Source organism: Mesorhizobium sp. LNHC229A00 (genome assembly GCF_000502415.1).
In the GTDB taxonomy this organism is placed as follows: domain Bacteria; phylum Pseudomonadota; class Alphaproteobacteria; order Rhizobiales; family Rhizobiaceae; genus Mesorhizobium.
The window spans coordinates 1-3,745 of the sequence record NZ_AYWQ01000048.1 but is presented as its reverse complement, the minus strand read 5'-3'; the positions used below and the strand labels follow the sequence as shown (position 1 = coordinate 3,745).

Below are 3,745 nucleotides of genomic sequence, written 5' to 3'. Positions count from 1 at the left end.
TTTCCCTACACGACGCTCTTCCGATCTGATGACGGCAAGGTCGTTCCGCTCCGAGACATGGGACCCGACCGGTACTATGCCTGGCTGGCCTTCAATGCTGATCAGACTGGCGGTCTTACGCATGTTTGCTGGTGTATGCCCGAGGCGGACAAGAAGGTGTTTCTTGGGCGCGTCAACATTCTGCGCGGCGCTGGCATGTCGACCGTAGAGCCGCATGTACCACCAGCGCCAGACCCGACATCGGCAATGAAGTTCAAGCTTGATGTCATCGAACGCATCATGGACACCAAATCTGACGAGAAGAACAAGAAATAGCAGGCAGAAGTCATGTCGAATATTTTTCGTACAGCCTCGGCGGCTCCCCCGCGCGTTGTGCCCGAAAGGATTCGGGAAGCCCGAGAGGCTCGGGGCTACACCGTTGAGAGCTTTGCCGAGTTGCTCGGCGTAACGCGCCAAGCGGTTGGTCAGTACGAGACTGGCCAGATAGCGCCATCGGCAGAAGCGCTTTCGAAGATCATCGCAGCCACAGGGCAACCGCCATCTTTCTTCACGACGTCCAGGCCGCGCGACGTCGGAAGTTTTGGATCCCCATTCTGGCGCGGCCTTAAGCGAATGAACAAGCCTGATCGTGTCAGGATCGCGCGTCGTCTCGAATGGGCATGGGACATCGTTAGCTACATTGAAGGTTTCATCGAACTTCCGAAAGTCAATCTGCCGGCCTTCGATTGGGACTGGGAGTCCGGCGACGAAAATGCGCTGGAGCGGGTTGCTGGCGCCGTTCGCGACTATTGGCAACTGGGCCGTGGGCCAATCTTCCACCTATCCAAGGTACTGGAGGCTAACGGCATTATTATTGTGAAAGAGCCTGTCGAGTGCGAGGATATGGATGCTGTCTCGCGTTGGCAAGGTGGCCGTCCGTTCATTTTATGCAGTGCTGATAGAGATGAACTTCCGCGCTTCAATTTTGATCTGGCTCATGAACTTGGGCACATCTTGCTTCACAACGGCGTGGAAGTCACATCTGACAACATAAGTAAGATTGAGCGCCAAGCTAATTACTTCGCTGGAGCCTTTTTGCTTCCTATGGAAATATTTTCTCGGGAAGTCGTATCAACATCAGTTCACTACTTTCTCAAATTGAAAGAACGCTGGCGCGTGTCTGTGGCGGCAATGGTATATCGCTGCAAGGAACTTGGAATCCTTTCCCCATCACAAGTTAGCTACCTCTATCGGCAACTGTCTGCGAAGGGCATGCGGAAACGGGAACCTCTTGATACCGCATTCAAAACAGAAGCTCCTTCTGTCCTCGTTGCAGCCTTGGATATGCTCATCAAGCACGACGTCAGAACGAAAGCCGAGATCGTTGATGCTCTCAGCCTCAACGCGCAAGACATCGAAACGTTGTGCGGCACCGAAAAGGGCTTTTTCGGCGGAACTGTGGTCCAGCTGCGGCTAAAACCGAACAACTATGCTTGATACTAAGCATAGTTCTAGTTCCGGTTGGAACTTTGTAGATCTTCTATTTTTGACATACCTTTTCAAAGTCGCTAAGTTCGGCTCATATTCACAATCCACTTTGGATCCATTTCGGATTTCTTCGATCACCTGAGCAATCACGGCAAAGCGGCACCTGCGACCATTCTTTTTGGTCGGACGGGATTGCCGAAGCGGTTCGTCAGGTCGGGGCAGGCCGGCGAGTTGCGAACATACTTGCGCGATCATCGTCGTTGCGGACCCGGTCAAGGGTATGCCAAAAGCCCTAGGGGTTCGTGAATTCCACCGTGTTACGGATTTTTTGCAACATGATGGTTCTTGCCGTCACGCAGCTCCATCGCGGTGTTCGAACATCGTCACCTGTCGTATTAAAGTGACGTTGAATGAGGAGACAGTGTGAAGACGGGTAGATCGGGCATCAGAGATAATCGCGGAAGGGGAGGCGTTCACGAGTTCATTACTGAGCATGCGGTCCCCGAGAGTCGCCTGTCGGTTGTCTCCGCTTATTTCACGACCTTCGCCTATGACCGACTCCGGGCGACGTTGGACAATGTCGGGCAGATGCGATTCCTCTTTGGCGAGCCAAGATTCCTGAAGGATGCGGACAATGCGGGTCTCGTTCCGCCCGCCTTCTCGTTTGACGAATCTGGACTGCGTCTCACCGAGCAAATCCGGCAACGTGCTGCGGCGTTGCGGTGTGCCCAATGGATCAGGGACCGGGTCGAGATACGGTCGGTCAAGCGTTCCGGCTTGTTGCATGGAAAGCTGATCCACATCGACGATGGGCGTCGTCCGCATGCTGTGCTCGGCAGCTCGAACTTCACGATCAATGGACTTGGATTGGGCGACTCGGCAAATATCGAACTCAATCTTATCGTCGATGGCGATCGCGACCGAGAGGACCTCCTGACCTGGTTTGACGAGTTATGGAGCGACACCGGCCTGACTGAGGACGTGCGCGAGGAAGTGCTGCGCGCGCTCGAAGCCAGCTATGCTCATGCCGATCCTCAGTTCGTCTACTTCAAGACGTTGCTCCACCTCTTCGGCGACTTCCTGACCAACCAGGCTGCCGAAGAAGCGCTGATCCAGCAAACGGCATTCGAACAGACTGCAATCTGGCGCGCGTTGTTCGATTTCCAGCGCGATGGCCTGCGCGCCGTGCTCACCAAGATCGAAAAGCACGGTGGCTGCATCCTTGCCGACAGCGTCGGCTTGGGGAAAACCTTCACTGCCCTGGCCGTCATCAAGTGGTTCGAGAAGCGCAACAAGAACGTGCTGGTGCTGTGCCCGAAGAAGCTGCGGGAGAACTGGACCGACTATCTCGCCGCCAACAACAGCGAAATGAATCCGCTGCGCGAGGACAGGTTTGGCTACGCTGTCCTGTCCCATACCGATCTTTCGCGCGAAAAGGGCCGGGTTGGCGACATTGATCTCGCAAGGATCGAATGGGGCAATTACGATCTCGTCGTCATCGACGAGTCCCACAATTTTCGAAGTGCATCTCGCAACAAGAGTCCAAGCGGACGCCGCAGCCGCTACGAGCGGCTGATGGACGATGTCATCAAGACGGGGCTCAGGACCAAGGTCCTGCTACTCTCGGCGACGCCGGTGAACAATGATCTAAGCGATCTCAAGGCCCAACTGGACCTGATCTCTGCGGACAGGAGCGATGGTTTTGCGGACGTAGGCGTGCCAAACCTCGCTGCACTGATCGGCGGCTCGCGGCGGTGCTTTGTTGATTGGGCGAAGAGCGGTAGCCGGGATGCCAGCCAACTCCTCAATAAGCTACCACCCGCATTGTTCGGACTGCTCGACGGCGTGACAATTGCGCGATCACGCAGACACGTCGAGCGCCACTACGCCGCTTCGATGGAGCAGATCGGCGGGTTTCCGAAGCGGGTGGCACCCGAATCTGTCTTCGCCAACATCGATAACCAAGGTGGCTTTCCGGCGTTCGAGGACGTGGATGCAGCAATCAGCAAGTTGGAATTGGCGCTCTATGGTCCGTTGACCTTCGTGCTCCCAGAGTATCGCGCCCTCTATGACAAGGGCGGCAATTTCGACCAGGCCAATCGTGAGAAATACCTCATCGCGATGATGAAGGTCGGCTTCCTCAAGCGGTTGGAAAGCTCCGTAAGTTCGTTCCGTCAAACGATGGACCGTATGATCGCCCGCATCAACCAGCGGCTTGGCGATCTCGACAACTTCGATGCGACGGCGGCCATCGACGCGCCGGCGCCGGACGAGGTCG

Annotated in this window: 2 protein-coding genes; both read left to right on the top strand. The window is 55.8% G+C overall.

Features of this window, described 5'->3' with window-relative positions:
• Positions 1 to 327: 327 nt before the first annotated feature.
• Entirely contained in the window at positions 328 to 1,476 is a 1,149-nt protein-coding gene (locus X742_RS140700) for an XRE family transcriptional regulator (RefSeq protein ID WP_023775533.1), read from the top strand.
• A 414-nt stretch (positions 1,477 to 1,890) separates the two neighbouring features.
• The coding region (locus X742_RS140705) for an SNF2-related protein (protein ID WP_031248784.1) at positions 1,891 to 3,745 on the top strand (1,855 nt) is incomplete at its 3' end.